Origin of the sequence: Ramlibacter pallidus, from assembly GCF_015070875.1 — a bacterium.
GTDB lineage: Bacteria > Pseudomonadota > Gammaproteobacteria > Burkholderiales > Burkholderiaceae_C > Ramlibacter > Ramlibacter pallidus.
The window spans coordinates 637839-664304 of the sequence record NZ_JADDIV010000002.1 but is presented as its reverse complement, the minus strand read 5'-3'; the positions used below and the strand labels follow the sequence as shown (position 1 = coordinate 664304).

Annotated in this window: 25 protein-coding genes and 2 pseudogenes; 24 read left to right on the top strand and 3 right to left on the bottom strand. The window is 69.7% G+C overall.

What is annotated here, in order from left to right:
- Positions 1-79: 79 nt before the first annotated feature.
- The 6 genes from rpmH (at position 80) to mnmE (ending at position 4781) form a co-directional block, all read left to right on the top strand.
- Complete coding sequence (gene rpmH / locus IM787_RS08065) at positions 80-214, top strand: 50S ribosomal protein L34 (RefSeq protein ID WP_145893359.1); 135 nt, start codon at positions 80-82, stop codon at positions 212-214.
- A gap of 37 nt (positions 215-251) precedes the next feature.
- Positions 252-653, top strand: a complete 402-nt coding sequence (locus IM787_RS08060) for a ribonuclease P protein component (protein WP_193676113.1) — start codon at positions 252-254, stop codon at positions 651-653.
- Positions 650-925: a membrane protein insertion efficiency factor YidD gene (gene yidD, locus IM787_RS08055; RefSeq protein WP_193676112.1), complete on the top strand. Its 276-nt coding sequence runs from the start codon at positions 650-652 to the stop codon at positions 923-925. Before IM787_RS08060 ends, yidD begins: the two co-directional genes overlap by 4 nt.
- Entirely contained in the window at positions 922-2643 is a 1722-nt protein-coding gene (gene yidC, locus IM787_RS08050) for a membrane protein insertase YidC (protein WP_193676111.1), read from the top strand. Before yidD ends, yidC begins: the two co-directional genes overlap by 4 nt.
- Before the next feature lie 100 nt (positions 2644-2743).
- Positions 2744-3256: a DUF4870 family protein gene (locus tag IM787_RS08045; protein WP_193676110.1), complete on the top strand. Its 513-nt coding sequence runs from the start codon at positions 2744-2746 to the stop codon at positions 3254-3256.
- Between the two features lie 88 nt (positions 3257-3344).
- Positions 3345-4781, top strand: coding sequence for a tRNA uridine-5-carboxymethylaminomethyl(34) synthesis GTPase MnmE (gene mnmE, locus IM787_RS08040; RefSeq protein WP_193676109.1), 1437 nt, complete (start codon positions 3345-3347; stop codon positions 4779-4781).
- A gap of 29 nt (positions 4782-4810) precedes the next feature.
- On the opposite strand, the gene IM787_RS08035 is transcribed toward mnmE, so the two are convergent.
- Entirely contained in the window at positions 4811-5455 is a 645-nt protein-coding gene (locus IM787_RS08035; RefSeq protein ID WP_193676108.1) for a TetR/AcrR family transcriptional regulator, read from the bottom strand.
- Between the two features lie 166 nt (positions 5456-5621).
- Between IM787_RS08035 and IM787_RS08030 the strand changes: the two genes are divergently transcribed.
- From IM787_RS08030 to IM787_RS07955, 17 genes and pseudogenes are all read left to right on the top strand, one after another.
- The gene (locus IM787_RS08030; RefSeq protein ID WP_193676107.1) at positions 5622-6509 is read left to right on the top strand and encodes a fumarylacetoacetate hydrolase family protein; all 888 of its coding nucleotides are present in this window, start codon (positions 5622-5624) and stop codon (positions 6507-6509) included.
- Between the two features lie 11 nt (positions 6510-6520).
- Positions 6521-7315 (top strand): alpha/beta fold hydrolase, encoded by a 795-nt coding sequence (locus IM787_RS08025; protein WP_193676106.1) that lies wholly within the window; start codon positions 6521-6523, stop codon positions 7313-7315.
- A 16-nt stretch (positions 7316-7331) separates the two neighbouring features.
- Positions 7332-8630, top strand: a complete 1299-nt coding sequence (locus IM787_RS08020; protein ID WP_193676105.1) for a metal-dependent hydrolase family protein — start codon at positions 7332-7334, stop codon at positions 8628-8630.
- Between the two features lie 12 nt (positions 8631-8642).
- A complete protein-coding gene (locus tag IM787_RS08015; protein WP_193676104.1) occupies positions 8643-9932 on the top strand; it encodes a metal-dependent hydrolase family protein in 1290 nt (429 codons plus the stop codon).
- A complete protein-coding gene (locus IM787_RS08010; RefSeq protein WP_193676103.1) occupies positions 9929-10918 on the top strand; it encodes a branched-chain amino acid ABC transporter permease in 990 nt (329 codons plus the stop codon). The genes IM787_RS08015 and IM787_RS08010 overlap by 4 nt, the downstream gene beginning before the upstream one ends.
- Positions 10915-12057 carry a branched-chain amino acid ABC transporter permease gene (locus IM787_RS08005; RefSeq protein ID WP_227494164.1) on the top strand — a complete coding sequence of 381 codons (1143 nt, stop codon included), beginning with the start codon at positions 10915-10917 and terminating at the stop codon, positions 12055-12057. The genes IM787_RS08010 and IM787_RS08005 overlap by 4 nt, the downstream gene beginning before the upstream one ends.
- Before the next feature lie 26 nt (positions 12058-12083).
- Positions 12084-13331 (top strand): ABC transporter substrate-binding protein, encoded by a 1248-nt coding sequence (locus IM787_RS08000; RefSeq protein ID WP_354004374.1) that lies wholly within the window; start codon positions 12084-12086, stop codon positions 13329-13331.
- Between the two features lie 14 nt (positions 13332-13345).
- Positions 13346-14164, top strand: coding sequence for an ABC transporter ATP-binding protein (locus tag IM787_RS07995; protein WP_354004373.1), 819 nt, complete (start codon positions 13346-13348; stop codon positions 14162-14164).
- Positions 14164-14655 (top strand): annotated as a pseudogene (locus tag IM787_RS21455) (ABC transporter ATP-binding protein); the annotation flags it as partial. The gene IM787_RS07995 and the pseudogene IM787_RS21455, both read left to right, overlap by 1 nt.
- Before the next feature lie 576 nt (positions 14656-15231).
- A pseudogene (locus IM787_RS21450) lies at positions 15232-16449 on the top strand (Tm-1-like ATP-binding domain-containing protein); the annotation flags it as partial.
- Positions 16450-16462: 13 nt separating this feature from the next.
- Positions 16463-17293: a phosphoenolpyruvate hydrolase family protein gene (locus tag IM787_RS07985; protein ID WP_193676101.1), complete on the top strand. Its 831-nt coding sequence runs from the start codon at positions 16463-16465 to the stop codon at positions 17291-17293.
- Between the two features lie 31 nt (positions 17294-17324).
- Positions 17325-19049 (top strand): flotillin family protein, encoded by a 1725-nt coding sequence (locus IM787_RS07980; RefSeq protein WP_193676100.1) that lies wholly within the window; start codon positions 17325-17327, stop codon positions 19047-19049.
- Positions 19050-19053: 4 nt separating this feature from the next.
- Positions 19054-19497, top strand: a complete 444-nt coding sequence (locus tag IM787_RS07975) for an SRPBCC family protein (RefSeq protein WP_193676099.1) — start codon at positions 19054-19056, stop codon at positions 19495-19497.
- Between the two features lie 7 nt (positions 19498-19504).
- Positions 19505-20965, top strand: coding sequence for an SRPBCC family protein (locus tag IM787_RS07970; RefSeq protein ID WP_193676098.1), 1461 nt, complete (start codon positions 19505-19507; stop codon positions 20963-20965).
- A 21-nt stretch (positions 20966-20986) separates the two neighbouring features.
- Positions 20987-21361, top strand: a complete 375-nt coding sequence (locus tag IM787_RS07965) for a VOC family protein (RefSeq protein WP_193676097.1) — start codon at positions 20987-20989, stop codon at positions 21359-21361.
- A 147-nt stretch (positions 21362-21508) separates the two neighbouring features.
- Complete coding sequence (locus tag IM787_RS07960) at positions 21509-22000, top strand: Crp/Fnr family transcriptional regulator (protein WP_193676096.1); 492 nt, start codon at positions 21509-21511, stop codon at positions 21998-22000.
- 128 nt (positions 22001-22128) lie between these two features.
- Entirely contained in the window at positions 22129-22905 is a 777-nt protein-coding gene (locus IM787_RS07955) for a hypothetical protein (RefSeq protein ID WP_193676095.1), read from the top strand.
- Here IM787_RS07955 and IM787_RS07950 read toward each other — a convergent pair whose 3' ends face one another.
- Both IM787_RS07950 and IM787_RS07945 read right to left on the bottom strand, forming a co-directional pair.
- Positions 22906-23454 (bottom strand): adenine phosphoribosyltransferase, encoded by a 549-nt coding sequence (locus IM787_RS07950; RefSeq protein ID WP_193676368.1) that lies wholly within the window; start codon positions 23452-23454, stop codon positions 22906-22908.
- Between the two features lie 2 nt (positions 23455-23456).
- Positions 23457-25442 carry a monovalent cation:proton antiporter family protein gene (locus IM787_RS07945; protein ID WP_193676094.1) on the bottom strand — a complete coding sequence of 662 codons (1986 nt, stop codon included), beginning with the start codon at positions 25440-25442 and terminating at the stop codon, positions 23457-23459.
- A 46-nt stretch (positions 25443-25488) separates the two neighbouring features.
- Between IM787_RS07945 and IM787_RS07940 the strand changes: the two genes are divergently transcribed.
- Positions 25489-26466 carry a KpsF/GutQ family sugar-phosphate isomerase gene (locus tag IM787_RS07940; RefSeq protein WP_193676093.1) on the top strand — a complete coding sequence of 326 codons (978 nt, stop codon included), beginning with the start codon at positions 25489-25491 and terminating at the stop codon, positions 26464-26466.

Below are 26466 nucleotides of genomic sequence, written 5' to 3'. Positions count from 1 at the left end.
TACGAAGCGCCTTGACAAGCCCCAAGGTTGCCCGGTGTACCGCTTTTGACGATAATGCCGGGTTTTCCCGAGAAGCATCATGAAACGCACCTACCAACCCTCCAAAGTGCGCCGCGCACGCACCCACGGCTTCCTGGTCCGCATGAAGACCCGAGGCGGGCGCGCCGTCATCAACGCTCGCCGCGCCAAGGGCCGCAAGCGCCTGGCCGCCTAAGCGCCGCCTGCGCCAGCCGCAGCCTGCGCCTGCCCACGTGCAGCGGATCAAGACCCGGGCACAGTTCGAGGCAGTCATGGCAGGCGGCACCGTCTCCCGGACGCCGCATTTCGTGCTGCATCGAGCCCCGTTCGATGCAACGTCCCCCGCAGGGCCTGAGTCCGATGGACGCCAGGCCCTGTTTGCTGTTCGGGACGAGCCCTGGATCGGCGCGGTGCTGCCCAAGCGCTGGGCGAAACGCGCGGTCACCCGCAACGGCATCAAGCGCCAGGTCTACAACGTGAGCCAGTCCTTCGCCCCGCGCCTGCCGGCGGCCGCCCACGTGGTGCGGCTGCGGTCGGAGTTCGCGCGCAAGCAGTTCACCAGCGCCTGGTCCGACGCGCTGAAGGCCGCCGTGCGCGCGGAACTGCAGCAGCTGTTCGAAACGGCCCGCCGATGAACCCGTTGCAGGCGCTCCTCATCGGCCTGGTCAAGGGCTACCGGCTGCTGCTGTCGCCCTGGATCGGCTCGGCCTGCCGCTTCACGCCCACCTGCTCCCAATATTCGCTGCAGGCGCTGCAAGAGCACGGCGCGGCGGCGGGCAGCTACCTCACGCTCGCGCGCATCGCACGCTGCCATCCCTGGTGCGACGGGGGCCACGACCCCGTGCCCGCCGACAAGCCCCGCCTGTTCCGGTGGGGCGGGCTCCAACAACAGAAGAAACATCCATGACCGACATCCGCCGCACCATCCTCTGGGTGATCTTCGGCTTTTCCCTGGTGATGCTGTGGGACCAGTGGCAGGTCTTCAACGGCCGGCAGGCGACCTTCTTCCCGTCCGGCAAGCCGCCGGCGACGGCCACCGCACCCGCGGCGAACGGAACGGGGACCACCGCCAGCACCCTGCCGACCCCGTCCGCCACGCCGGGCGCGCCGGGTGCCGCGGCGCCGGCCGCCGGCGCCGTGCCGCCGAGCGCACCCGCCGTGCCGCGCGAGGCCATCACCGTCACCACCGACGTGTTCCGCGTCACCTTCGACACCGAAGGCGGCAACGTGGTCCGCACCGAGCTGCTGAAGCACGCCTCCGACTCCACGGCCGACAACAAGTCCAGCACGCTGGTGCTGATGGACCAGAACGCCGAACGCGTCTACGTGGCGCAGAGCGGCCTGATCGGCGGCGAGTTCCCCAACCACAAGACGCCGATGACCTTCAGCGGCGACCGCGCGCTGCGCGACGGCGCCAACGAACTGACGGTGAAGTTCGAATCGCCGGTGGTGGGCGGCGTGAAGCTGGTGAAGACGTACACGCTCAAGCGCGGCGCCTACGACGTCGCCGTGCGGCATGAGGTGATCAACAGCGGCAGCGCGCCGGTGGCACCGCAGCTGTACATGCAGCTGGTGCGCGGCGCCGGCACCTCCGGCGGCTCCTGGCTGACCAACCCCACCGGCACCTTCACCGGCCCGGCGGTCTACACCGAAGCGCAGAAGTACCAGAAGGTCGAATTCACCGACATCGACAAGAACAAGGCCGAATACGAGAAGTCGTCCACGAGCGGCTGGATCGCGATGGTGCAGCACTACTTCGCCACCGCTTGGGTGCTGCCCGAGGGCCTCAAGCGCGACAACTTCGTGCGCAAGGTCGACAACAACCTGTACGCCGTGGGCATGATCGCGCCGCTGCAGCCGGTGGCGCCCGGCGCGACGCAGGCCGTGCCCGCGACCTTCTTCGCAGGCCCGCAGGAAGAGAAGATGCTCGAGCGCGTGGCGCCGGGCCTCGACCTGGTCAAGGACTACGGCATCTTCACCATCCTGGCCAAGCCGCTGTACTGGCTGCTGGACAAGCTGCACGGCTTCATCGGCAACTGGGGCTTCTCGATCATGGCGCTGGTGCTGCTGATCAAGATCGCGTTCTACTGGCTGCAGGCCAAGGGCTACGAGAGCATGGCCAAGATGAAGGCCATCAACCCCAAGGTCGTGGCCCTGCGCGAGCGCTACAAGGACAACCCGCAGCAGATGCAGCAGGAGATGATGCGCATCTACCGCGAGGAGAAGGTCAATCCGCTGGGCGGCTGCCTGCCGATCATGGTGCAGATCCCCGTGTTCATCGCGCTGTACTGGGTGCTGCTGTCGTCGGTGGAAATGCGCAACGCGCCCTGGATCCTCTGGATCCGCGACCTGTCGACGCCCGACCCGTACTTCATCCTGCCGGCGATCATGACGCTGACGACGCTGCTGCAGACGGCGCTGAACCCGGTGCCGCCGGACCCGATGCAGGCCAAGATGATGTGGTTCATGCCGCTGATCTTCAGCGTGATGTTCTTCTTCTTCCCGGCCGGCCTGGTGCTGTACTGGATCACCAACAACGTGCTGTCGATCGCGCAGCAGTGGTTGATCAATACCCGCATGGGCGTGCCGCCGGAGTTCAACCTGCCGAAGTTCGGGAAAACCTGACGCCTCGCGCGTTGGAAAACGGGAAAAGCGGCACTAGGCCGCTTTTTCTTTTGGGGGGTCCCCCGGAGAATGGGTCGTACTACAACGATCCGAGGGAACCATGGAAGCTGGGGAACAGGCCCGGAAGGACGCGCTCGAGCGCGCCTGGGCGGACACGCACGCGGTGAACCAACGCCAACGGCCCGAGCTGCCGGTGGGCCGGCAACCGGACGGCAGCGCCATCCGCGACCGCATGCAGCAGGAAAACCTGAACATCATGGCGCACGTCGTCTACGGCATGTACGTGCTGCCGGTCGGCCTGACGGCCATCATCGGGCTGATCCTGGCGCACGTCCTCAAGGGCAAGGCGCAGGGCAGCTTCCTGCAGACGCACTTCCGCTGGCAGATCCGCACCTTCTGGCTGTCGCTGGCCCTCACCGTGGTGATGGTCGGCGCCGGGATCGCCGCCATGGGCGGCTTCGCGGTCACCGGCATGCAGTCGGTCGGCGGCGTCGTCGCCGCGTTGGTGACGGGCATCGCCTTCTGGGGCGTGCTCGGCCTGATCTGGGTGTGGTTCCTGTACCGCGTGATCAAGGGCTGGGTGTACCTGGTGCAGGTGAAGGAGATCGGCTAGTCCGGCCTTGTCTTTCTCCCTCTCCCTCCGGGAGAGGGCAGGGGTGAGGGCACGCGGCGCTCGCTTCGCGGCGCGCGACAATCGAGGCATGCTCGCCCGCCTCGACCAGCCCATCGCCGCCATCGCCACCGCCCCGGGCCGCGGCGCCGTGGGCATCGTGCGGGTCTCGGCGAAGAACATCGATGCGATCGTCCAGGCCGTCTGCGGCCGCACGCTGAAGCCGCGCGAAGCGACCTACCTTCCCTTCCGCGCCGCCGACGGCAGCACGCTGGACCAGGGGCTGGCGATCCACTTTCCCGCGCCGCATTCCTATACCGGTGAAGACGTGCTGGAGCTGCAGGCGCACGGCGGGCCGGTGGTGCTGCAGCTGCTGCTGGCGCGTTGCCTGGAGGCGGGTGCTTCGATGGCTTTGCGCGTCGCCGAGCCCGGCGAGTTCACCCAACGCGCGTTCCTCAACGGCAAGCTGGACCTGGCGCAGGCCGAGGCCGTCGCCGACCTGATCGATGCCAGCACCGAAGCCGCGGCCCGCAGCGCCACGCGGTCCATGGCCGGCGAGTTCTCGCGCGAGGTGCATGCGCTGCGCGATGCGCTGGTGCACCTGCGCATGCTGGTCGAAGCCACGCTCGACTTCCCCGAGGAAGAGATCGATTTCCTGCAGAAGGCCGACGCGCACGGCCAGCTGGAGCGCCTGCAGGCGAACCTGGCGCGCGTGATGCAGCGCGCGCACCAGGGCGCGCTGCTGCGCGAAGGCATCCACGTGGTGATCGCGGGCCAGCCGAACGCAGGCAAGAGCTCCCTGCTGAACGCGCTGGCGGGCGCGGAGCTCGCGATCGTGACGCCGATCGCTGGGACGACGCGCGACATCGTGCGCCAGACGATCCAGATCGAGGGCGTGCCGCTGCACGTGGTCGACACGGCAGGGCTGCGCGAAGGCGCGGAGGAAGTCGAGCAGATTGGCATCGAGCGTGCCTGGGGGCAGATCGCGAAAGCGGATGCGGTGGTGTTCCTGCACGACCTGACGCGGGCGGGGGATGCAGGCTATCGCGAGGCGGATGCGGCGATCGCGGCGAAGTTGCCGGGGGATGTGCCGGTCGTCGAGGTGTGGAACAAGGTCGATGCGGGGGGCGCCCCCACCCCGGCCCTCCCCCAGAGGGGGAGGGAGGAAGATGGGGAGACTCCCTCCCCGCTTGGGGGAGGGCTGGGGTGGGGGCACCCCGGCCTCACCCTCTCCGCCAAGACCGGCCAGGGCCTCGACGCCCTGCGCCAGAAGCTCCTCGAGATCGCCGGCTGGCAAGCCGCCCCGGAAGGCGTCTTCATCGCACGCGAGCGCCACTTGCATGCCTTGCGGCGCGTCGACGCGCACCTGATGGAAGCCGCAGGCCTGCTCTCGCTGCAGGCGCAGTCGCTCGACCTCCTCGCCGAAGAACTGCGCCTGGCGCAGAACGCGCTGTCGGAGATCACGGGCGAGTTCAGCGCGGACGACCTGCTGGGCGTGATCTTCAGCCGGTTCTGCATCGGGAAGTGACGTCATTCCCGCCTTCGCGGGAATGACGGTTATCGGGTCTTCTTCGCTTCCTGCACGCTCGCATCGATCAGCGCATCGGCCATCCACAGCACCGTCTTCTCGATCTCGCGGTCGCCCATGCCCCACATGTCCTTGAGGATGGCGTAGGCCTCGATGCCATAGAGCACCGACAGCGCCTTGTGCAGCCGGTCGCGCGATGCGGCCGGCAGGTCCTTCTTCAGCGGCGCCAGCGCGTGGTCCAGGATGCGCACGCGGTGGCCGCGCCGGTAAGGCTCCTCCTCCAGCAGGCCGGCGCGCTGCAGCGCCCACTGCTCCAGCGCCAGCTGCGCCGCCGCGCGCAGCTGCGGCTCGAACTGCGTGAAGCGCGGGAAGGTCGTCTTGAACACCGTGTGCACGCGCTCGCGCCCGCTGCGGTCGTCCTCCTCCACGTGCCGCACCGGCCCGAGCGACGCATCAACGACGCTGGTGATCAGCGCGCTGCGGCTCGGGAAGTAGCGGTAGGCCGTCGCGCGCGAAACGTTGGAGCGCACGGCGACTTCGGCGATCGACGGGATGTGGCCGTCCTTCTGGATCAATTCCATCGCGGTGTCCAGCAACAACTTGAAAGTGGATGCACGGACGCCGCTGCTCGGCGGTGGCGGGGGTTCGGTGGGCTTGTACTTGAAGCGGGGCAAGGGTAACTCCGGAGATCGCGTCCGCATTTTCCTTGTTGCTGTTGCGGCGCGGTCGTGCGTATCATGCGCCGGTGCTTTTGAGACGCGAGTCTCATTCTGGTCATGGTGTCTCACCATCGCCGCAAGCGCAAGCCGAGGAAGTGGGAGCGATGGAGGAGACAAGTCCATGCGCATCGCATCGTGGCATTGGGGTGGCCGCCTCCAGGCAGGCACCCTGTCGGCGGACGGCCAGGAGCTGACGCCCCTGGCCGTGGCCGACGGCGGCACCGGCGCGCTCGAGATCATCGAGCGCCTCGCCCGCGGCGAAGGTTTGCCGCGCGAGGCCGGGCCGCGCCTGCCGGTGCAGGCCGTGCGCCTGGCCGCGCCCATCCCGCAGCCGCGGCGCAACCTGTTCTGCGCCGGCCGCAACTACCACTCGCACGCCGCCGAACTCTCCACTTCGGTGTTCGCCGGCAGCCTGCCGGAGAAGGACGCCTGGCCGATCCTCTTCACCAAGTTCCCCGAGACGGTGATCGGCCCGCACGACACCGTGCGCCTGCCCGACCCGGCGATCACGCGCCACGTGGACTACGAATCCGAGCTTGCCATCGTCATCGGCCGGCGCGGCCGCAACATCGGCCGCTCGCGCGCCATGGACCACGTCTTCGGCTACACGATCCTCAACGACGTGAGCGCGCGCGACGTGCAGGTGCGGCACCAGCAGTGGGTGCTGGGCAAGAGCTTCGACACCTTCTGCCCCATGGGGCCGAGCATCGTCACCGCCGACGAAGTGGATGGGCGCGACGTGCGCGTGCGCGGCTGGTGCACGCCGCGCGGCGGCAGCGCCGAACTGCGCCAGGACGGCCGCACGCGCGACCTGATCTTCGACATCCCCGCGCTCATCGAGACCTGCTCGCGCGGCATCACGCTGCTGCCCGGCGACATCATCGCCACCGGCACGCCGGCCGGCGTGGGCATGGGCTTCCAGCCGCCGAAGTGGCTGCAGGCGGGCGACCGCTTCCGCATCGAGGTCGAGGGCATCGGTGCCATCGACAACCTGTTCGACCACGCCTGAGGACCTCTCCTTTGCCGCTGCACACCATTGCGAATGTCGCCGTCGAGGACGAGGGCGAAGGCGACGCCGTCGTCTGCCTGCACGGTCTGGGCGGCACTTCCAACACCTGGACGCCGCTGATGCCGGCGCTGGGCGGCTACCGCGTGATCCGGCCCGACCTGCCGGGCAGCGGCCGCAGCGGCGCCGCCGGTGGCGAGCTCACGATCGAGAAGCTCACCGAGTGTGTCACCACGATCTGCCAGCGCCTGGGCGTCTCGCGCGCCCACGTGCTCGGCCACTCCATGGGGACGATCGTCGCGCAGCACCTCGCCGTGGCGCAGCCCCGCCTGGTGCGCAGCCTCGCGCTGTTCGGCCCGCTCGTCGCGCCGCCGGACACCGCGCGCGCCAACATCCGTGCGCGCGGCGAGAAGGCGCAGGCCGAAGGCACGCGCGGCATGCACGACATCGCGTTGGCCCTCGTCAACGCCTCCCTCTCGGCCGACACGCGCGAGCGGCAGCCGGTGGCGACCGCCTTCGTGCGCGAAAGCCTGATGCGGCAGGACCCGCAGGGGTATGCGCGCAGCTGCGCCGCCCTCGCCGCCACCGTTGCCGCGCAGGTCGAACGGATCGAGGCGCCGACGCTGCTCGTCACCGGCGACGAAGACGGGGTGGCGCCGCCGCAGGCGGTGCGCGCCATGGCCGAACGCCTGGCGGCCGCCAAGGGCGTGCGCACCATCGTCCTCCAGCGCTGCGGCCACTGGACGCCGGTCGAACGCGCCGAGGACTGCGTGCGCGAGCTGCGCCAGTTCCTCCCCGCGCAACGCTGATCACCAAGGAATCACGATGGCCGACGTGCTGTTCACCAACGCGCGCATCTTCGACGGCTCCGGCGAGGCGCCTTACCGCGGCGAGGTCCTGGTGCAGGGCAACCGCATCAGCCGTGTCACGCGCAGCGGGACCGGCGTCCGCTCCGCGCCGGTCGGCGGGGTCACCATGGTCGATGCCGCGGGCGCCTTCCTCATGCCGGGCATGGTGGAGGCGCACACGCACTTCGCCTGGAACAACCAGCCGAGCCTCGATTCGATCCAGCGCATGCCGCCGGAGGAGCACATCCTCTGGTGCGCCGAGGTCGCGAAGACCTATCTCGACATGGGATGGACCTCTTGCGTCGGGGCGGCCACCGCCAAGCCGCGGCTGGACGTGGTGATCCGCAACGCCATCAACGACGGCACCATCGTCGGGCCGCGCTACCTGGCGGCCAGCCAGGAGATCACCGTGCCCGGCGGCCTGGGCGACACCACCGCGCCGCACCTGCCGCAGCACGAGTTCGCCTTCGGCGCCATCGTCAGCGGCTGCGACGAGATGCGGCGCTGCGTGCGCATGTTCGCCAAGTACGGCGTCGACTCCCTCAAGATCAACCTCTCCGGCGAATCGATCACCGGCTTCCCCAGCGAAGGCTCGCAGTTCACCGAGGAAGAGATCGCCACCTGCGTGGACGAGGCGAAGAACTGGGGCAAGCGCGTGGCGGCGCACGCCCGGTCCACCAAGTCGATCAAGCGCTGCGTGAAGCACGGCATCGAGGTGATCTACCACGCCAGCTTCGCCGACGAGGAGGCGCTGGACCTGCTGGAAGAGAACAAGAAGCAGCACTTCATCGCGCCCGGCCTGGCCTGGCTGGTCAACACCTGCCACAACGCGAGCGAGTACGGCATCACGCCGCAGGTGGCGCGCGGCATGGGCTACTTCCGCGAGCTGGAAGCGGCGATCGAGACCATGAAGGCGCTGCGGCGGCGCGACGTGCGCATTCTCCCCGGCGGCGACTACGGCTTCGCCTGGACGCCGCACGGCACCAACGCCAAGGACCTCGAGTACTTCGTGCGGCACGTCGGCATGTCGACCACCGAAGCGCTGCTCTCGGCCACGGCCTGGGGCGCGCCGATGATGAAGCTGAAGGGCCAGGTCGGCGAGATCCGCGAGGGCTGCCTGGCGGACATCCTGCTGGTCGACGGCGACCCGCTGGAGGACATCGCCGTGCTGCAGGACAAGCGCCGCATCCTGGCGGTGATGAAGGACGGCGCCTTCCACCGCGCCCCGCCGCTGCGCAGCGATGCGCGCAGCGAAATGACCCGCTGGGCCGCCTGAGGAGGAATGCACGTGGAAAGCACGCTGTTCACCAACGTCCGCGTCCTCGAAGGTCCCGTCCACGCACCGCCCTACCTGGGCAGCGTGCTGGTGGAGGGCAACCGCATCAAGCGCGTCACGCGCTCCGGCGGCTCCGTCAGCAGCGGCGGCGCCGCGACGGTGATCGATGCCGCCGGCGCCACGCTCATGCCCGGCCTGTGCGAGGCCCACACGCACTTCTCCTGGAACGACGCGGCGACGCTCGCCGGCATCCAGACGATGCCGCTGGAAGAGCACGTGCTGTGGTGCGCCAAGGTGGCCAAGCGTTACCTGGAAGCCGGCTTCACCTCCTGCGTCGGCGCGGCCTGCGCCAAGCCGCGGCTCGATGTCGTCATCCGCAATGCGATCGCCAGCGGGCAGATCCCGGGGCCGCGCTACCTCGCGGCCAGCCAGGAGATCACGGTGCCCGGGGGCCTGGGCGACGAGACGCTGCCGCACCTGCCCTTCCCCGAGTTCAGCTTCGGCGTGAACGTGAACTCGGCCGACGAGATGCGCAAGGCGGTGCGCATGTTCCTCAAGTACGGCGTCGACTCGATCAAGCTGAACCTCTCCGGCGACAACTTCACGCCCGACTCGCCCGCCGACACCACCTGGATGAGCGACGCCGAGGTGGCCGCCGCGATGGACGAAGTGCGGGTGCGCGGCAAGCGCGGATCGGCGCATGCGCGTTCCGCCGCGTCCGTGAAGCAGGCGCTGCGCCACGGCATCGACGTGATCTACCACGCCAGCTTCAGCGACGAGGAGACGCTCGACATGCTGGAGGCCGCGAAGTCGCGTGTCTTCGTCGCCCCCGGCATCGCGATCCTCTACGCGATGCTGCACGAGGCGGAGCCCTACGGCATCACGCACCAGAAGGCCGTGCAGATGGGGTACCAGGTCGAGTGGGATGCGGCCGTCGAATCCCTGCGCGCCATGCACAAGCGGGGCATCCGCATCCTGTTCGGCGGTGACTACGGCTTCGCGATGACGCCGCATTGCCAGAACGCGCGCGACCTGGAGTTCTTCGTCAAGTACCTGGGCTTCACGCCGGCCGAAGCGGTGCGTTGCGCCACGGTCTACGGCGGCGAGATCATGATGCGCGGCCACGAGCTGGGCCAGGTGAAGGAAGGCTACCTGGCGGACCTGCTGCTGGTGGACGGCGACCCGCTCGCCAACATCGCCATCCTGCGCGACCCCAAGCGGATCCTGGCCGTGATGAAGGACGGCAAGTTCGTCAAGAGCCCGGCCATCGAGGCCGAGCGCGAGATGCGGTGGGCGGCATGAGCGCGGTGCTTCCCGCTTCCGGCGCGCTGCCGCGTAGCCGCTGGTCGGTGCGCAAGGCCCTGCCCTGGGTCCTCATCGGCGGCCCCATCCTCGTCTTCGCCCTCTGGGCCCTCTTCGACAATGCCCGCCTGTTTCTGGTCACCTTCCTCAACGGCCTCACGCTCGCCTCGCTTTACTTCATCGTCGCCAGCGGCTTCACACTGGTGTTCGGGCTGATGCGCAACGTCAACCTGGCGCACGGCTCGCTCTACCTGCTGGGCGGCTACATCGGCTTTTTCGTCGCCGAACGCACCGGCATGTGGGTCCTGGCCATCGCCGCCGGTTTCGCCGCCGCGGCCCTGGCCGGCGTGCTGCTGCAGGTGCTGGTGCTGCGTCACATGCAAGGGCAGGACCTGCGGCAGACCATGGTGACCATCGGCCTGTCGGTGGTGATGGCCGACCTGCTGATCTGGGTCTTCACGGCGCAGGTCCACCAGATGGAAGCGCCCGTATGGCTGCAGGGGCCGATCCGCGGCATCCCGGTCATCAACGCCTACTCGGCCTACCGCCTGAGCCTGCTCGGCATGGGCATCGTCATCGGCGTCGGCCTCTGGCTGCTGCTCAATCGCACGCGCGTGGGCATGATGATCCGCGCCGGTGTCGACGACCGCGCCATGCTGGCGGCGGCCGGCGTCAACGTGAACCTGGTGTTCGCCATCACCTTCGCGCTCGGCGCCGGCCTGGCCGGCCTGGGCGGCGTGATCGGCGCGGTGGAACTGTCGATGGTGCCGGGCGAGGACACGCGGCTGCTGCTCGCGTCGCTGATCGTCGTGATCGTCGGCGGCATGGGCAGCGTGGTGGGCGCGGCCGTCGGTGCGGTGATCCTGGGCCTGGCCGAAACCTACGGCCTGGCCTACGCGCCGACCTACAGCGTGGTCTTCACCTTCCTGATCCTGGTGCTGGTGCTGGCCTTCCGGCCGCGCGGCATCCTGGGGAAAGCGGCATGAGCGCCGCGAAGTGGCGGAAAGCCATGAACACGGCGCAGGCGGGCGTCGCGCGGCTGCCGCGCACGGTGTCCGAACCGCCGCCGACCTTGCGCGTCGTGCCCACCGAGCCCGATCCCTACGCCGACCAGGACGCGCCGCGCTGGCTCAAGTTCCTCTGGCGCAACGTGGCGCCGCGCCACTGGTTGGTGGCGATCGCGCTGCTCGTCTTCCCCTTCGCCACCTCGCCCTTCCTCACCTTCCAGGTGGGCGCGCAGAGCCTGGTGCTGGGACTGATCGCGCTGTCGCTGATGTTCCTCTCCGGCTACGGCGGCATCACCTCGCTGGCGCAGATGACGGTGGCGGGCGTGGCCGGCTACACCGTCGCCATCCTCGGCACCAGCAGCACCGCGATCAGCCTGGGCTGGCCCTGGCCGGTGGCCATCGTGTTCGCGCTGGCGATCGCGACCGCCGTCTCCGTGCTGATCGGCTGGCTCTCGGTGCGCACCGAAGGCATCTACACGATCATGATCACGCTGGCGATGGGCGTCGCCTTCTACTACCTGGCGCTGCAGAACTACACCATCTTCAACGGCTTCCAGGGTTTCCAGAAGGTGCACCCGCCCATGCTGTTCGGCGTGGACTGGCGCTCGCCGCTGCCCTTCTATTTCCTCTGCCTCGCCTTCGCGCTGGCCGGATACTTCGCCGTGAAGTACATCGCGCGCGCGCCCTTCGGCATCGCGCTGCAGGGCATCCGCGACAACGCGCGCCGCATGAACGCGCTGGGCTACAACGTCACCGCCCATCGCGTCGCCGCCTACGCCGTGGCCGGCTTCATCGCGGCGGTCGCCGGCATCCTGCTGGTCTGGTACAACGGATTGATCACCCCCGGCTCGGTCGGCACCTCGTGGCTGATCAACATCCTGGTGATCGCGGTGCTGGGCGGCATGCGCCACCCCATCGGCCCGTTCCTCGGCGCACTCGTCTTCGTGCTGCTCCAGACCTTCGCCGTCGACGTGGTCGACCGCGAGCGCTTCAACCTCCTCATCGGCGGCGTGTTCCTCGCCATCGTGCTGTTTTCCCCCGACGGGCTGCTGGGCCTGTGGGCGAGCCTGCGGGCCCGCCTGCGGCGCCGGGCGTCCGTCACTTCACCGATGCGCTAGTGCGCACAACCTTCCAGGAGACAAGCGTGGTCAACAAGAGATTCCTTCTCAGCGGCATAGCGGCGGCCGCGTTCGCCGCCACATTCACGGGCGCCTGGGCACAGGGTGCGCCGGTCAAGCTCGGGGTGCTCGCCACCCTCGAAGGCCCGTTCGCGGCCGGCGGTGCCGACGGCATGCGCGGTGCCGAACTGGCGATCAAGGAGCGCGGCGGCGTCGTCGCCGGCCGCAAGATCGAGATGATCAAGGCCTCGTCGGACGCCAAGCCGGACGTCGCCGTCAACTCCGCGCGCAAGCTGGTGGAGCAGGACAAGGTCGACATCCTGGTCGGCCCGCTGTCGGGCGGCGAGGGCATCGCGGTCAAGGACTATTCCAAGACCCAGCCCCAGGTGACCTTCATCAACGGCGGCTCGGGCGCGCAGGCGACCACGCTGGAGAACCCCAGCCCCAACTTCTTCCGCTTCAACACCGAAGGCGGCCAGTGGATGGTGGGCCTGGGCAAGGCGGCGATGGCCAAGGGCTACAAGCGCGTGATGGTGATCGCCGAGGACTACTCCTTCCCCTACTCGCAGGTGCAGGGCTTCATGACGGAGTTCTGCGGCGCGGGCGGTAAGGTGCCGGTCAAAGCCTGGGTGCCGCTGGGCGGCAAGGACTATTCGTCGGTCATCGCGCGCATCCCGAAGGACGTCGACGCGCTGCTGCTGGTGCTGGGCGGCGCCGACGCGGTGAACTTCCTGAACCAGTACGAAGCGGCGGGCGGCGACAAGCCGCTGCTGGGCGGCTCCATCACGGTGTCGCAGGACGTGCTGAACTACCGCGGCAAGAAGCGCGACTCGCTGGTCGGCACGCTGTCCGCCGGCCCGCTGGCCGACGCCTACGACGGTGCCGAATGGCGCAAGTTCGTCGAGGCGTACAAGACCAACTACCCGGCTTCCGCCGGCGGCTATCCCAGCCCGTCCCTGTTCGCGTACGTCTACTACGTGAACACCAAGGCGGCGCTGGACGGCCTGGCCGCCGTCAACGGCGACCTGTCCGGCAACCATGCCAAGTACCGCGATGCGCTGCAGAAGATGGTGCTGAAGACGCCGACCGGCGACGTGCGGCTGGACTCCAACCGGCAGGCGATCGGCACCACCTTCATCACCGAGGTGGTGAAGGACGCGCAGGGCAACCTGTACAACAAGGTGCTGGCGAAAGTCGACAACGTGAACCAGACGCTGGGCGTGCCGCCGGCGCAGTTCAAGATCGGCTCGCGCGACGTGCCGGCCTGCCCGTAAACGGAAGGGCGCCCGTGGCTTCCATCACGACACTGCGTCCCGCCGGTGCTTCGCGCGCCGTCCTGCCGCCCGCCGCCAAGCCGCTGGCGTCCAACGACGCCTTGGTGCTCGACGGCGTGACGCGCAGCTTCGGCGCGCTGCGCGCCGTGGACGACGTGACGCTGACGGTGGCCGCGGGCGAGAAGCGCGCGATCCTGGGCGCGAACGGCGCGGGCAAGACCACGCTGTTCAACGCGATCACCGGCGACTTCCCGCCCACGGCGGGCAGCATCCGCTTCTTCGGCGAGGACATCACGGCGCTGCCGCCCTACGAGCGGATCCGCAAGGGGCTGCGGCGCACCTACCAGTCCTCGCTGCTGTTCCGCGAGCTCACGGTGCGGGACAACCTCTTCCTCGCGGTGCGCGGCATGGGCCGCGGCCGCTACAGCTTCGTGCGCGCCGGCGCCGGCCATGCCTCGCGCGCCGCCACGGAGGAACTTCTGGAGCGCGCGCGCCTGGCGCACATCGCCGACGAGCGCGTGGCCAACCTGGCGCACGGCGAGCAGCGCCAGCTGGAGATCGGCATGGCGCTGGCGGGCGCGCCGCGCCTGATCCTGTTCGACGAGCCCGCCGCCGGGCTGTCGCCGGCGGAGCGCCGCGAACTGGTGGCGCTGCTCACTTCGCTGCCTTCGCACATGGCCTTCGTGCTGATCGAGCACGACCTCGACATCGCGCTGAAGGTGGTGGAGCGTGTCACCGTCATGCACAACGGACGCGTGCTGCGCGAAGGCACGCCCCACCAGATCGAGAACGACGCGCAGGTGCAGGCGATCTACATGGGGGGCAAGCACTGATGGCGCTGTTCGGACGCGACAAGCCGGCGGCCCCCACGGGCCCGCTGCTCGAGGTGCGCGACCTCGACGTCTACTACGGCCGCGCGCACGCGCTGCAGGCTGTCTCGTTCACGCTCCCCCAGGGGGTGCTGGGGCTGGTCGGCCGCAACGGCATGGGCAAGACCACGCTGTGCAACGCGATCACCGGGCTGGTGCCGGCGACCGGCAGCGTCAGGCTCGCCGGCGAGGAGATTCTGGGCCTCACGCCCAACGAGATCACCAGGCGCGGCATCGCCTACGTGCCGCAGGGCCGGCGCATGTGGCCGTCGCTGACCGTCGACGAGACCCTGCGCCTGGTGGCGAAGCACAAGCGCGAGATCGAGCGGGTCTATGCGATGTTCCCGCGACTGGCGGAGCGCAAGTCCAACGGCGGCGCGCAACTCTCGGGCGGCGAGCAGCAGATGCTGGCGATCGGCCGGGCGCTGCTGCTGGAGCCGAAGCTGCTGGTGATGGACGAGCCCACCGAAGGCCTGGCGCCGGTGATCGTGGAGCAGGTCGCGCAGGCGCTGCGCCACCTGGCCTCCGACAGCGGCATCGGCATCCTGCTGATCGAACAGAACCTCGGCGTCGCACTGGAGGTGGCCGACCGCATCGGCGTGATGGTCAACGGCCGCATCGCCCACGAGATGGCGGCGCACGCACTCGCCGCCGACAGCGCGCTGCAGGAGAAGCTGCTGGGGGTGCGCTCGAACGGGGAGGAGGAAGAGGCGGAGCCCGAGATTCTCCCGCCGGACACGGGCGTGGCACGGGTGTTCACGGTGCGGCGCGAGCATGCCGGGGCGGATGCGACGCAGCTGCTGGTGGAGCGGACCATCGCGGGGATCAACCAGTGGAACGCTGGCACCACCACCCCGTCATTCCCGCGCAGGCGGGAATCCAGGGCATGGGACGACGCAGCGCCGCGCAGCGGCGCGGAAAAGGAAGCCCTGGGTCCCCGCCTGCGCGGGGACGACGGTGTTTCCAACGAGGGCGGTTCCGGCGCCGAAGTCTTCACCTTCCCCGTCGCCGCCACCACCGGCCGCGCCGCGTACGTCGCGGGCACCTTCGACACCAAGGGCCGCGAGCTGCAGTATCTCAAGCAGTGCCTGGAGAAGCGTGGCCTGCGCGTGGTCACGGTGGACCTCGCCACCTCCGGCAAGCCGTCGGCCGCCAACGTCCATCCCCGCGAAGTGGCTCGCCACCATCCACAGGGAGAGAAAGCGGTGTTCACCGACGACCGCGGCAGCGCGGTCACCGGTATGGCGCTGGCCTTCGAACGCTTCCTGCTGTCGCGCCGCGATCTGGGCGGGGTGCTCGGGGCCGGCGGCTCCGGCGGCACGGCGCTGGTCACGCAGGGCATGCGCGCCCTGCCCGTCGGCCTGCCCAAGGTCATGGTGTCCACGATGGCCTCGGGCGACACGCGGCCCTACGTCGGCCCCAGCGACATCTGCATGATGTACTCGGTCACCGACGTGTCGGGCCTCAACCGCATCAGCGAACGCGTGCTCGCCAACGCCGCCAACGCCCTGGCGGGCATGCTGTCGCACGCCGCCAGCGCGCAGGCCAGCAACAGCAAGCCCGCGATCGGCCTGTCGATGTTCGGCGTGACCACACCCTGCGTGCAGGCCGTGACCCGGCAGCTGTCGGACCGCTACGACTGCCTGGTGTTCCACGCCACCGGCGTCGGCGGCCAGTCGATGGAGAAGCTGGCGGACTCGGGGCTGCTCGAAGGCGTGATCGACGTCTCCACCACCGAGGTCGCCGACGAGATCGTGGGCGGCGTGCTGTCCGCGGGTCCCGCACGGCTGGACGTCTTCGCGCGCCACGCGCTGCCCTACGTCGGCTCCTGCGGTGCGCTCGACATGGCCAACTTCGGCGCCTGGGACACCGTGCCCGAGCGCTTCCGGGGCCGGCGCCTGTACCGCCACAACCCCAGCGTGACGCTGATGCGCACGACGGCGGAAGAGTGCAAGGCGATCGGCGAGTTCATCGCCCGCAAGCTCAATGCGATGCAAGGGCCGGTGCGCTTCCTGATCCCGGAAGGCGGCGTCTCGGCCATCGACAAGCCGGGCCAGCCCTTCCACGACCCCGAGGCCGACCGCGCGCTGTTCGCCGCGATCGAATCGAACTTCCGCCCCGGCGCCGACCGCAAGCTGCAGCGGCTGCCGCACCACATCAACGACGAGGCGTTTGCGCAGGCGCTGATTGCCGCCTGGGACGACGTCGCCGCGCCGCGCACCGGCACGCGCGCGGCCGCGCTCGCCTGAACCGGAGAACCCCATGGCACGCATCCCCCGGGAAGCCATCCTCGACAGCCTGCGGACCAAGGTGGCCGCCGGCCGCCCCATCGTCGGCGGCGGCGCCGGCACCGGCCTGTCGGCCAAGTGCGAGGAGGCCGGCGGCGTCGACCTGATCGTCATCTACAACTCCGGCCGCTACCGGATGGCCGGGCGCGGTTCGCTGGCCGGCGTGCTGGCCTACGGCAACGCCAACGAGATCGTGTGCGAGATGGCGCGCGAGGTGCTGCCGGTCGTGCAGCGCACGCCGGTGCTCGCGGGCGTGAACGGCACCGACCCCTTCATGATCACCGACGAGTTCCTGCAGCGCCTGATTACGCTGGGGTTCTCGGGGGTGCAGAACTTCCCCACCGTCGGCCTGATCGACGGCACCTTCCGCGCCAACCTGGAAGAAACCGGCATGGGCTACGGCCTGGAGGTCGAGATGATCGCCCGCGCGCACGCGCTGGACCTGCTCACCACGCCCTACGTCTTCAACGAACAGGAAGCGCGCGACATGGCCCGCGCCGGCGCCGACATCGTCGTGTGCCACCTGGGCCTGACCACCGGCGGCGCGATCGGGGCCGGCACGGCGCTCCAGCTGAAGGACTGCGTGGAACCGATCAACGCCTGGGCGGCCGCCGCGCGGTCGGTGAAGCGCGACGTGATGGTGCTGTGCCACGGCGGCCCCATCGCCGAACCGGAAGACGCGCAATGGATCCTGTCCCGGTGCCCCGGCTGCGACGGCTTCTACGGCGCCAGTTCCATGGAGCGCCTGCCGACGGAGGTGGCGCTCACCGAAACGGCGCGCCGCTTCGTGCAGATCACCCGCTGAGCAGTTCAAGACAGAGACAAAGGAGACACCTATGACCGGCGCCCAATTCGGCACCTTCCTCCTCGGCCTGATCGTGGCGGGGATCGTCGTCGCCATCGCGGTCTGGCTGCTGCACTGGCTGTACCTGCGCAGCAGCAAGGAGCGCGCGTTCGTGCGCACCGGCCTCGGGGGCCAGCGCGTCGTGCTCGATGGCGGCGCCTTCGTGCTGCCGATCCTGCACGAGGTGATCCCCGTCAACATGAACACGCTGCGGCTGGAGGTGGCGCGCGGCCGCGACAAGGCCCTCATCACCAAGGACCGCATGCGGGTCGACGTGATGGCGGAGTTCTACGTGCGCGTCGCCGCCGAACCGCAGGCCGTGGCCGCCGCCGCCCAGACGCTGGGCCTGCGCACGCTGGCACCCGAGCAGCTGAAGGAACTGGTGGAAGGCAAGTTCGTCGACGCGCTGCGCACCGCCGCGGCGGAGATGACCATGGAGGAACTGCACGAGAAGCGCGGCACCTACGTGCGGCGGGTGCGCGAATCGGTGGCGGAAGACCTGACCAAGAACGGCCTGGAGCTGGAGTCGGCCTCGCTGACCCAGCTGGACCAGACCAGCATGGAGTTCTTCAATCCCAGCAACGCCTTCGACGCCGAGGGCCTGACCCGCCTGACCGAGCAGATCGAGCACCGCAAGAAGCAGCGCAACGACGTCGAGCAGGACACGCTGGTCGCCATCCGCAACAAGAACCTCGAGGCGGAGAAGCTGTCGCTGGAGATCGACCGCGAGAGCGAGTACGCGCGCCTGTCGCAGCAGCGCGAGGTGGAGATCGCCCGCGCCCGCCAGCGCGCCGAGCTGGCCACCGAGCGCGCCGGCCGCGAGCAGGACGCCGAGACGGTGCAGATCGCCGCACGCCAGGCGATCGAGGCGGCGCGCATCCGCTCCGAGCAGCAGCTGGAGGAAGACCGCATCGCCAAGGAGAAGGCGCTGCAGGCCGCCGAGATCCTGCGGCGCCAGTCGCTGGACCTCGCCGAGCAGCAGCGCGCCATCGCGGTCGCGCGGGAGAGCAAGAACCAGAGCGAGGCGCAGGCCGCCGCCGAACTGGCGCGCGCTGCGGCCGTCGCGGCCGAGGAAAAGGTGTTCACCGTGCGCGAGAAGGAAGTCGCCGAGCGGCGCAAGGTCATCGAGCTGATCAAGGCCGCGGAGGCCGCCGAGCGCGATGCGCTGCGGCTCACCAGCGCGGCGGGCGCCGAGAAGCAGGCCAGTGCCGACCGCGGCGCCGCCGTGCGCCTGCAGGCCGAGGCGGATGCGGACGCCGAGAAGATCCGCGCGATGGGCATCAAGGTGCGTTCGGAGGTGGAAGCCGAAGGCCTGCGCCTGATGAACGAAGCGCAGAACGTTCTTTCGCCGGAAGCCCGCGCCTCCGCGCTGCGCCTGCGCGTCGTGGACAAGGCCGAGGGCATCATCCGCGAGTCGGTCAAGCCGATGGAGCGCATCGAGGGCATCAAGATCCTGCAGGTCGACGGCCTGATCGGCGGGGGCGGCGGTGTCGGGCCGATCGGGACCCAGCCGAACAACTTCGCCGACGGCGTGGTGAACTCCGCGCTGCGCTTCCGCGCGCAGGCGCCGGTGGTCGACCAGCTGCTCAAGGAGATCGGCATCCAGGGCGCGGACATCAACGGCCTCGTCGCCGGCACGATGGCCGCGGCCGGGGCGATCCCGCCGGCCGCCGCCGTGCCGGGCATCCCCGTGGCCGACCCGGGCAAGAAGGCCTGAGCCCATGCTGCGCATCTACGTCTCCAGCGTGATCGAGGCCGGCGCCGACGCGGTGTGGCAGCGCGTGCGCGACTTCAACGGGCTGCCGCAGTGGCACCCCGGCATCGCCGACAGCCGCATCGAGAACGGCGAGCCGCCCGACAAGGTCGGCTGCGTGCGGAATTTCCACACGCGCGACGGCGGCCGCATCCGCGAGCGGCTGCTGGCGCTCTCCGACTTCGACTACAGCTGCACCTACGCCATCCTCGAAAGCCCGATGGGCGTGGAGAACTACACCGCCACGCTCAAGCTGACGCCGGTCACCGACGGCGGGCGCACCTTCGCGGAGTGGAGCGCGGAATTCGACTGCGAACCGCGCCGCGAACAGGAGCTGTCGGACCTGATCGGCGGCCAGGTGTTCCAGGGCGGGTTCGACGCGCTGAAGAAGCACTTCCGCGGCGCGCGCTGAGCGTCCCATGCTGCAGAAGGTCGTCCGCTCCGCCGTCATCGACGCGCCGATCGCGCGCGTCTGGCAGGTCCTGCGCGATTTCAACAGCCACGACCAGTGGCACGACGTGGTGGAGGCCAGCCGCATCGAGCACGGCGAGCCTTCGTCGCGCGTGGGCTGCGTGCGCAGCTTCACGCTGAAGGATGGCAACCGGATCCGCGAGCAGCTGCTGGGACTGTCCGACACGGAGTACAAGTCGACCTATTGCATCCTCGAAGCCACGGTGCCGCTGAAGCGCTACGTGGCAACCGTCACCTTGAAGCCGGTCACCGATGGCGACCGCACCTTCTGGCACTGGGAGTCCACCTTCGAGGCGCCGCCGGGGCGCGAGCGCGAGCTGCACGACATGGTGGCGCAAGGGGTCTACGAGGCCGGGTTCGCGAACCTCAGGAAATACCTCGCCGCGCCCGCGACGCACGCTACGCCGGTGGCGCGCGCGGGTGCGCACGCGACGGCGACGGGGCGTGAAGTCCGGCTGGCGCGCTACGGCGGCCCGGAGGAACTGGAAGCGGTGGACATGCAGGTGCCGCCGCCCGGTCCCGGCGAGGTGCGCATCGCGCAGCGTGCCGTCGGCGTCAACTTCTTCGACATCTACCTGCGGCGCGGCTGGATGCCCGGCCTGCTGCCCCTGCCCGGCGTGCTGGGGATGGAGGCCGCCGGCACCGTCGTGGACGTCGGTGCCGGCGTGGGCAACTTCTTCCCCGGCGATCGCGTCGCCTACCTGTGCCCGCAGCCCGGCGCCTATCGCACGCTGCGCAACGTGCCGGCGCAGCACGTCGTGCGCCTGCCCCAGGACGTGGACGAAGAGGCCGCGGCCGCGTTGCTGCTCAAGGGCGTGACGGCCGACTACCTGTTGCGCGACCTCGGGCGCGTGCGCCCGGGCACGCGCCTGCTGGTGCACGCGGCCGCGGGCGGCGTGGGTTCTCTGCTGTGCGCGTGGGCCAGCCGGTTGCAGGCGACCGTGGTGGGCACCGTGTCCAGCGAAGCCAAGGCGCGCATCGCTCGGTCGCACGGCTGCGCGCATGTGATCGTCGCACCGGACTACCGCTTCGCGCAGGCGGTGCAGGCGCATTGCGGCGGGGCCGACGTGATCGTCGACGGGCTCGGCGCGGCGGGCGTCGAAGAGAACTTGGCTGCCGCCGACCGGCGCTGCCACTGGATCAGCCTCGGCCAGGCCAGCGGGCCGCTGCCGCCGCTGGACGCCGACCGCCTGGTGGCGAAGTCGCTGACCTTCTCGCGCCCGGTGGTGTTCGACTACGTCGCCACGCCGCGCGAACTGCAGGAGCGTGCCGACCGCGTGTGGCGGGCGCTCGCCGCAGGCGTTCTGCCGCCACCGGAGATCGAGCGTTTTGCGCTGTCCGCCGCCGGTCAGGCGCACCGGCGGCTCGAATCGCGGGCGAGCACCGGCTCGCTGGTGCTGGTGACCTGAACGACCCCGACGGAGACTCGCATGATCCACGGCATGAACCACTTCACGGTGATCGCGGAGGACCTGGACCGCACGCTGGCCTTCTACACCGGCCTGCTCGGGCTGGAGCAAGGGCCGCGGCCGGACCTGGGGTTTCCCGGCGCCTGGCTGTATGCGGAAGGTTGCGCGATCCTGCACGTGTACTCGGACCGGCCCGTCCCGCCGCAGCGCGCAGGGGTCATCGACCACATGGCCTTCTCCGCGCGGGACCTCAAGACGGTGAAGGCGCGCTTCGATGCGCAGGGCGTGAAGTACGACCTGCGGCGGCAGAAAGGTGCAGGCACCTGGCAGCTGTTCTGCACCGACCCGAACGGCGCGAAAGTGGAACTCGATTTCGACCCGTCCGAGACGGACTGAAGCAACGCCGCCCGACCGGCCGCGCCGGCCGCTCGTCCGGCCAGAACCTGCGGTTGCGTTACAGCTTAGGGAAACGGCGTATCTCCTGTAATCGATCTTTAACAAACCTTGTAAACGCCCCCGTGGCGCGGCTACCGTCGCGCCACCATGAACGCCCCCCTCCCCACCTCCATCCACTTCGACGTGCAGGGGCTCATCCACGCCGTCGCCCACAACCAGTCGCGCGATGCCTTCCACCCGCAGCTCAATGCGAAACAGTGGGAGCTGCTCGGCACCTACCTGCAGCCGTTCGCGGTGCGCCAGGGTCAGGTGCTGATCGAGCAGAACGCGAGCGACCGCACCGTGTACTTCGTCGAGACGGGGCAGCTCACGGTGCACTACGAGGACGACAAGGGCCGCCTGCGCCTGGCCACCGTCGAGCCCGGCTCGGCCGTCGGCGAAGGCGCGTTCTTCACGCGCCAGCCGCGCGCGGCGACCGTGCAGGCCGCCGCGGCGTGCAAGCTGTGGTCGCTCAGCCCGATCCGCTTCACCGAACTCACCAACCGCCAGCCCGCGCTGGCCGTGGAGGTCGCGATGGCGCTCGGTTCGCTGGTGTCGCGCCGCCTCTCCAACCGCCCGAAGCGCGTGGCGGTGACCTGACGCGCGGGCTTGCCGCCCATCCTCCCGCCCGCGACGCCTGTCCGGGCGACCGGATGGCTTACAGCGTGGTAACAACTAGCGGACACACTGGACGGACAGACAACAACACGCCGAGAAAGTAGTCCGTCATGTCCTTGCTCAGCTGGTTCTCCGCGAAGAAGAAGCACGACGCCTCCGCCAGCCTGATGCCCAGCTCCGGGCTGTCGCGCATCGACTCCACCAAGCCGTACCACGCGGCCGCCCGCGGCCTGCACGGCACGGCGCAGCCCGCCAACCGCAAGCAGGAGCGCATGGAGCGCCGCGAGCTGCTTTATGCCGTGGTGCGCGAATGCATGGTGCGCTCCGGCGTGCTGTCCTCCAGCTACAAGTTCAAGGTGCTGTCGCTCGACCCGCGCGGCCGCCAGTTCATGGTGATGGTGGACCTGGCGTACGGCGGCGGCGCCGACACCAACCGCCTCGCCGAGATCGAGGCGATGGTGGCGCAGTCGGCCAAGTCGCGGCACGACATCCTCGTTTCCGCCGTGTACTGGCGCGCCAACGAGCACGTGGCCGTCGGCGAGATGGTGCACCGGCCGCCGATCTCCCGTCCGGCGCCGCTCATGGACATTCCCAAGCCCGCCGAACCGAAGCAGCCGCCGCAGCCGCCCGCCGCGCGCGTCGACCCGCTGCAGCAGGACGAAGTGGAAGCGTTCAAGAAGGCGCTGGCCGCCGGCGTCGCGGCCGGCGTGCGTGGCGAGCAGGCGCTCGCCGCGGCCAACGCCGGCAAGGCGCAGCCGCAGGCGCAGCATGCCCACGCCCATCCGGGCAGCTACACGCTGCTGACCGGCTTCGAGGACACCGAGATGACCGACGGCGACGCGCCGGGCGACCACCTGAGCACGACGCAGTACGGGTCGCTGCGCTAGTCAGTGCCCCTCGAAGCGCACGAAGGTGAAGACGTCCAGTCCGCCTTCGCGCAGGCGCTCCGAGCCGCCGAGCTCCGGCAGGTCGACGATCGCGGCCCCCTCGATGACGGTGCCGCCCAGCTTTTCCAGCAGCCTCTTGCCGGCCATCATGGTGCCGCCGGTGGCGATCAGGTCGTCGACCAGCAACACGCGCTGGCCCGGCTTGACCGCGTCGGTGTGCAGTTCGACCGTGGCGCTGCCGTATTCCAGCTCGTAGGTTTCTTCCACCGTGGTGAAGGGCAGCTTGCCCTTCTTGCGGATCGGCACGAAGCCCAGGCCCAGCTCGTAGGCGACGACGGACCCCAGAATGAAGCCGCGGGCGTCGAGGCCCGCGACGACGTCCGGGCGCCGGTCCATGTAGCGGTGCACGAAGGCGTCGATCAGCACGCGGAACACGCGCGGGTTCTGCAGCAGCGGCGTGATGTCGCGGAACTGCACGCCCGGAGCCGGCCAGTCGGGCACGGTGCGGATGTGGCTGCGCAGGTAGTCGCTGACGTTCAGTTCTTCCATCTTCATCCCTTGAGCAGGATCTCCTCGGCCATCGCCAGCGGTTCGGGCCGGCCCGAGAGCACCAGCGTGTCGCCGTCCTCCAGTGCAGGGTCGGTCGCAGGGTCGATGATGCGCCCGTTGCCGCGCCGCAGGCTGACCACCCGCACGCCCTGGCCGGCCAGGCGCAGGGTGCTCAGCGCGTGGCCCAGCGCCCGCGCGCCCAGCGGGAGCGTGATGGTGGACAGGCGCTCCTGCTCCATCTCCGCCATGCTGCTGTCGTCGGCGCCGTGGAAGTACCCGCGCAGGAGGTTGTAGCGCGCGTCGCGCTGCTCCTGCACGATCCGGATCACGCGCCGCATCGGCACGCCGACCAGGGCCAGCGCGTGGCTGGCCAGCATCAGCGAGCTCTCCAGCGTCTCCGGCACCACCTCGGTGGCACCGGCGGCCTGCAGTCGCTCGAGGTCGTGGTCGTCGTGCGTGCGCACGATCACCGGCACCTGCGGCGCGTGCGAGCGCACGCTGCCCAGCACCTTGGTCGCGTTCGGCACGTCGAGATAGGTGATCACGACGGCGCTGGCCCGGCCCAGGCCGGCGGCGATCAGCGCCTGCAGCCGCGCGGCGTCGCCGAACACCACCGAGTCGCCGGCGGCCGCGGCTTGGCGCACGCGGTCCGGATCGAGGTCCAGCGCCATGTAGGGGATGTTCTCCTGCTCCAGCATGCGGGCGAGGTTCTGGCCGCAGCGCCCGTAGCCGCAGATGATCACGTGCTGGTGCGCGTTGATGGACTTGCGCGCGATGGTGGTCATCTGCAGCGACTGCATCATCCACTCGCTGGCCACCAGCTTCATCACGATGCGGTTGCTCCACTGGATGATGAAGGGCGTCGCCAGCATCGACAGCACCATGCTCGCCAGGATGGGGTTCAGCAATGCCGGCGGGACGAGGTCGTGGGCGCGTGCCAGCGTCAGCAGCACGAAGCCGAACTCGCCGGCCTGCGCGAGGTAGAGGCCGGTGCGCAGCGCGACCCCCGTGGTGGCGCCGAAGAACCGCGCCAGCGCGGTCACCAGCAGCAGCTTGAAAAGCACCGGCAGCGTCACCAGCACGAGCACCAGCCCCCAGTGGGCGGCGACCGGCCGCCAGTCCAGCAGCATGCCGATGGTGATGAAGAACAGCCCCAGCAGCACGTCGTGGAACGGCCGGATGTCGGCCTCCACCTGGTGCTTGAACTCGGTCTCGGAGATCAGGATGCCGGCGATGAAGGCGCCCAGCGCCAGCGACAGCCCCGCCAGCTCGGTCAGCCACGCGAGCCCCAGCGTGACCAGCAGCATGTTGAGGACGAACAGTTCCTCGCTCTTGCGCCGCGCCACCAGGGTGAGCCACCAGCGCATGAGGCGCTGGCCGCCGGACAGCAGCAGGGCGATCAGCGCGGCGGCCTTGACGGCGGCCAGGGCCAGTTCGCGCAGCAGCACCTCCGGCGGGCTGCCCAGCGCCGGGATCATCACCAGCAGCGGCACCACGGCCAGGTCCTGGAACAGCAGCACGCCCATCACGCGCTGGCCGTGCTCCGACTCCAGCTCCAGCCGGTCGGCCATCATCTTCACCACGATCGCGGTGCTGCTCATGGCCAGCGCGCCCGCCAGGGCCAGGGCGCTTTGCCACGACAGCGGCGCGATGGTCGGCGCCAGTGCGGTCAGCACCACGGCGCCGATGCTGGCCGGCACGATCGTCAGCAGCACCTGCGACATGCCCAGGCCGAACACGTGCTTGCGCATGGCGCGCAGCTTGGCCAGGTTGAACTCCAGCCCGATCACGAACATCAGGAACACCACGCCGAACTCGCCGAGGTGGCGCACGCTGTCGGAGTCCTGTGCCAGGGCCAGGGCGTTGGGGCCGATCACCACCCCCACGGCCAGGTAGCCCAGCATCGGCGGCAGCCGCAGGGAGCGGCAGGCCACCACCCCCAGCACGGCGGCCAGCAGGTAAAGCAGCGTGAGCTCCAGCGAAGACATGGCCCTATGCTACTGCCGAGAAGCCGGCCCCTCTTAGAATCGCGCCATGAGCTTCGACCGCACGCGCGCGCTACGCCTGGCGCAGGAGACTTTCGAGATCGAGGCCGCGGCGGTGTCCGGCCTGAAGGCGCGGACCGGCGAGTCCTTCACGCTGGCGGTGGAGAAGATGCTCGAGGTGCGCGGCCGCATCGTGGTGATGGGCATCGGCAAGAGCGGGCACGTCAGCCGCAAGATCGCCGCGACGCTGGCATCCACCGGCACGCCGGCGATGTTCGTGCATCCGGCCGAGGCGAGCCACGGCGACCTCGGCATGATCAAGGCGATCGACCTCGTGCTGGCGGTCTCCAACAGCGGCGAAGTCGACGAGCTGACCTCGCTGCTGCCGGTGATCAAGCGCCTCGGCGCCACGCTGGTCGCCATGACCGGCAACCCGCGTTCCACCCTCGCGCAGCACGCCGACATCGTGCTGGACAGCGGCGTGGAGCGCGAGGCCTGTCCGCTGCAGCTCGCACCCACGGCCAGCACCACCGCGCAGCTCGCGCTGGGCGATGCCCTTGCCGTGGCGCTGCTGGACGCCCGCGGCTTCCTGGCCGAGGACTTCGCCCGGTCCCACCCGGGCGGCGCGCTGGGCCGCAAGCTGCTGACGCACCTGGCGGACATCATGCGCAAGGGCGACAGCGTGCCGAAGGTGTTGCCCGAGGCCAGCTTCTCCGAGCTGATGCGCGAGATGAGCGCCAAGGGGCTCGGCTCGTCCGCCGTGGTCGACGCGCAGGGGACAGTGCTCGGCATCTTCACCGACGGCGACCTGCGGCGACTGATCGAGAGGGGCGCCGACCTGCGCAGCATGAACGCGCGCGACCTGATGCACGCGAACCCCAGGACGATCCGGCAGGACGCGCTGGCCGCCGAGGCCGCCCAGCTGATGGAGCAGCACCGCATCACGAACGTGCTGGTGGTCGATGCGGAGAACCGCCTCGTCGGCGCCGTGAACACCAACGACCTGATGCGCGCGAAAGTCATCTGA